3 protein-coding genes are annotated in these 4,349 nt (G+C 67.9%); 1 reads left to right on the forward strand and 2 read right to left on the reverse strand.

Annotated features, from left to right (window positions below):
- The coding region (locus tag L995_RS18525; RefSeq protein ID WP_047472937.1) for an AraC family transcriptional regulator at nt 1-658 on the reverse strand (658 nt) is incomplete at its 3' end.
- A 136-nt stretch (nt 659-794) separates the two neighbouring features.
- Here L995_RS18525 and L995_RS18530 point away from each other — a divergent pair.
- Nucleotides 795-2,513 carry an AMP-binding protein gene (locus L995_RS18530; protein ID WP_047472938.1) on the forward strand — a complete coding sequence of 573 codons (1,719 nt, stop codon included), beginning with the start codon at nt 795-797 and terminating at the stop codon, nt 2,511-2,513.
- A 44-nt stretch (nt 2,514-2,557) separates the two neighbouring features.
- Here the strand turns inward: L995_RS18530 and L995_RS18535 are convergent, their stop codons facing one another.
- Nucleotides 2,558-4,291, reverse strand: coding sequence for a Na+/H+ antiporter (locus L995_RS18535; RefSeq protein ID WP_047472939.1), 1,734 nt, complete (start codon nt 4,289-4,291; stop codon nt 2,558-2,560).
- Nucleotides 4,292-4,349: the final 58 nt, after the last annotated feature.

The raw sequence follows: 4,349 nt of genomic DNA on the forward strand, positions 1-4,349 counted from the left end.
AACGCGCGTCGAACTGGAGGCAGGCCCGGGCCGCGCCAAACTCCACCTCGCCCGGCGGGAACAGCAGCGCATACACGCCCGCATGCGGCGGGGGTTCGAAGGGAAAGCAGGCACGCCGCAGCGGCAGCGGCTCGTCGATGAACCAGCTGGCCAGGCCGTGGATATTGCGCAGCACCGACAGCAGGCAGAACTCGCGCATGGCGCCCAGCGTGGACAGCTCCTCGATGGCCAGCGTGGCCAAGCCGTCTTCCTGCGTGAGCGTGAGGCGGATGTCGTCGGCCAGCAGGCCATGGTGGCGGCACCAGCGCGCCAGTGCCAGGCCCAGCTGCTCGCTGCCCATGCTGGCGCGCGCCAGCATGCCGTAGCTGCCCCAGGGCAGGCGCCGGGAGAACCAGCCCAGGGCCTCGTCGTCGAGTTCGCGCATGGCGGCATCGGACAGTGCCTCCATCTGCAGCGCCGTGATGCACTCGTTGCGCTCTTTGACGGAGTCTGGCGCAATTTGTGCCTTCTCCAGGGCGGACAGGGCGCTGATGCCCCGGCGTTCGTAGGCCAGCATAATGGCCTGCACAAAGGCCATGGGCGTGACTGCAGGGTGTGCGGAGGCCATGGTGGCGGCCGCCTGGGGCAGGGGGGGCTTGACCAGCGAGGGGGTGAACATGCTGGCAATTATTGCAACCTTCGTGGCCTGTTCTGCTCGGGGTTGGCCCTTATGCTGCCACGCAATAGCTGCCGTGACGGGGCAGGCCACTGCATTTGCCCGTCCCAGGCGCCGCCGACGACACAGGAGACAACGCATGCCCGCCCAGAACGCCCCGCTCGCTTCCAGCCATGCCCAAGGCCGCACCGATGTGCCGCTGATCGAGCAGACCATCGGCGATTTCTTTGCCGACATGGCGGCCCGCCAGCCCGATCGCGAGGCCCTGGTCAGCCGCCATCAGGGCCTGCGCTACAGCTATGCCGGCCTGCACACCGAGGCGCGCCGCCTGGCCAGCGCGCTGCTGGGCCTGGGGCTGGAAAAGGGCGACCGCGTCGGCATCTGGTCGCACAACAACGCCGAATGGGTGCTGATGCAGCTGGCCACGGCCCAGGTCGGCCTGGTGCTGGTCAACATCAACCCGGCCTACCGCACCTCCGAGGTGGAGTACGCGCTCAACAAGGTCGGCTGCAAGGCCCTGGTGACCATGGCGCAGTTCAAGACCAGCGACTACCTGGGCATGCTGCGCGAACTGGCCCCCGAGCTGGCCACGGCCGAGCCCGGCCGCCTGCATTGCGCGCGCCTGCCCCAGCTGCGCAGCGTGGTCTGGATCGACGTGGCAGGGCAGGGCGAAGAGCAGCCCGGCATGCTGCGCTTTTCCAGCCTGCTGGCGCGCGGTGATGCGCAGGATGCGCGCATCGACGCCGTGGCCGCCACGCTCAAGAACACCGACCCCATCAACATCCAGTTCACCAGCGGCACCACGGGCTTTCCCAAGGGCGCCACGCTGACCCACCGCAACATCCTGAACAACGGCTTTTTCATCGGCGAGTGCATGCGGCTGACGCCAGAGGACCGGCTGTGCATTCCCGTGCCGCTGTACCACTGCTTCGGCATGGTGCTGGGCAACCTGGCCTGCTTCACGCATGGCTCGGCCATCGTCTACCCGAATGACGGATTCGATCCGCTGCTGGTGCTGGAGACCGTGCAGGCCGAGCGCTGCACGGGCCTGCACGGCGTGCCCACGATGTTCATCGCCGAGCTGGACCACCCGCGCTTCAAGGAGTTCGACCTGAGCACGCTGCGCACCGGCATCATGGCCGGCTCGCCCTGCCCCATCGAGGTGATGAAGCGCGTGGTCAGCGACATGCACCTGTCCGAGATCACCATCGCCTACGGCATGACCGAGACCAGCCCCGTCAGCTGCCAGAGCGATGCCGACACGCCGCTTCAGCGCCGCGTTTCCACCGTGGGCAAGGTGCAGCCGCACCTGGAGGTGAAGATCGTCGACCCGGCCACGGGCGAGGTCGTGGCGCCCGGCGTCTCGGGCGAGCTGTGCACGCGCGGCTACTCGGTCATGCATGGCTACTGGGGGGACGAGGCCCGCACGCGCGAGGCCATCGACGACGATGCCTGGATGCACACCGGCGACCTGGCCACCATGGACGAGCAGGGCTACGTGAACATCGTCGGCCGCATCAAGGACATGGTGATCCGCGGCGGCGAGAACATCTACCCGCGCGAGATCGAGGAATTCCTCTACCGCCATCCGCAGGTGCAGGACGTGCAGGTCGTCGGCGTGCCCGACGTGCGCTATGGCGAGGAGCTGTGCGCCTGGATCATCGTCAAGCCCGGCCAGACGCTGACCGAAGACGGCGTGCGCGACTTCTGCAAGGGCCAGATCGCCCACTACAAGGTGCCGCGCTACATCCGCTTCGTCGAGGCCTTCCCGATGACGGTGACCGGCAAGATCCAGAAATTCAAGATCCGCGACGAGATGATCGCCATGCTGGATCTGCGCCCGGCCAGGACCGCCTGAGGGCTGCTTTCATGCGCTGCCGCCAGCTGTCCACCGCGTGCCGCCTAGTGCGTGCCGCCTTCGGGCGCGGCCACGGCCGAGGCTGCAGCGCGGCGCGCCACGACCAGGCGCTTGCGCAGCGAGATCTCCTGCATGTCCAGCTCGCTGACCAGGCGGCGCAGCGACTCGTCGTTGATGCGGTGGGCCTGGCGCTCGGCGTAGAGCGCGTCGCGCTCCTGGTGGATGCAGCGCAGGCGCAGCTCGATCTCCAGCAGGTAGCGCAGCTTGCGCTGGCGCACGACTTCGGGCGCCTCGCGCTGGATCTCGATGCTGGAGGCCGTGCCGCTGCCGTCGTCCAGCAGCTGGACGCGGTTGCGGTACTCCTGCGTCAGGTGGCCCATGACCTCCTGGTGCATGGCCACCCATTCGGGCGTGTGGCCCTGGATCTCTTCCTCGCTCAGCGTCAGCCCGCCAATGGCGGACTGGCAGGCGGCCACGCGCGCCAGGCGCTCCTCGCGCACCGTGGGCGATTCGCCGGGCTGGGGCATGCGGCGCAGGATCAGCGGCAGGGCGATGCTGCCCAGCACCAGGGTGAACAAGATGGTGCCCGTGGCCAGGAAGACCAGCATCTCGCGGCCGGGGAAGGGCTGTCCGTTGTTCAGCAGCATGGGCACGGACAGCGCGCCGGCCAGCGTCACGGCGCCGCGTATGCCGGCCATGGTGGTGGCCAGGTTCAGCAGGTGCGAGGGGCGCTCGGCCATCTTTCCCTGGAAGTGGGCGCGAGCCAGGCTGCGCTGCACGCCCAGCGTCAGCCAGATCCAGCGCATCAGCAGCAGCGCGCTGGAGATGATCACCACATAGCCCACCAGCACCCACCATTCGCTGCCCGCATCGTGCAGCGTCACGCCGATGATGGACGGCAACTGCAGGCCCAGCAGCAGGAAGATGGCGCCGTTGAACGAGGCTTCCACCATGCTCCAGGTGCCTTCGGTCTGCAGCCGCTCGCTGATGTAGCTGCTGCGCTCCAGGTCGGCGAAGTTGGTGGCAATGCCAGCGGCCACGGCCGACAGGATGCCCGACACGCCGATCTTTTCGCCCACGATGTAGGCGGCGAAGGGCAGCAGGATCAGCAGCAGCACCATCTGCGTGGCCGCCACGTCGCCCAGGCGGCGCGTGATGGTGCTGCGCGCATAGGAAAAGCCCCAGCCGATCAGCGTACCCACGCCCAGGCCGCCCAGGGCCATCCACATGAAATCCTTGGCCACCTCGGTCCACGAGAACAGGCCGGTCAGCGTGGCCGCGATGGCGAATTTCAGCGCCACCAGGCCCGAGGCGTCGTTGAGCAGGGACTCGCCCTCGAGGATGTGCATGGTCTTCTCGGGCATGCCCAGGTTGCGCGTGATGGCCGAGACGGCCACGGCATCGGTGGGCGAGACCACGGCGGCCAGCGCAAAGGCCACGGTCAGCGGCATGCCGGGCACCAGCCAGTGGATCAGCCAGCCCAGCCCCACCACCGTGAACAGCACCAGGCCCAGCGCCAGGCGCAGGATGGGGCGGTACAGCGCAAAGAACTCGCGCTTGGGAATGCGCCAGCCGTCGGCGAACAGCAGCGGCGGGATGAACAGCAGCAGGAACAGCTCGGGATCGAAGGCGATGTGCAGGCCCTTTTGCGGCCAGGCCATCAGCGCTCCCAGGGCGATCTGTATCAGCGGCAGCGGGATGGCGCGCACATAGCGCGCGGCAATGCCGGTCAGTGCCCCCAGCAGCAAAACGAGCAAGACGATTTCAACGGTGTGCATACGGCATTTTCCCCAGCCCGGGCCGCCGTTCTTTGCAGCACATTCGAAAAAAACGCGG

This window comes from Delftia sp. ZNC0008, assembly GCF_000799035.1.
GTDB classification, from domain to species: Bacteria; Pseudomonadota; Gammaproteobacteria; order Burkholderiales; family Burkholderiaceae_C; genus Comamonas; species Comamonas tsuruhatensis.

What these genes read in the sequence shown, in the direction of transcription:
- L995_RS18530 (WP_047472938.1), top strand. Translation starts at nt 795, where the DNA reads ATGCCCGCCCAGAACGCCCCGCTCGCTTCCAGCCATGCCCAAGGCCGC.
- L995_RS18535 (WP_047472939.1), bottom strand. Translation starts at nt 4,291, where the DNA reads ATGCACACCGTTGAAATCGTCTTGCTCGTTTTGCTGCTGGGGGCACTG.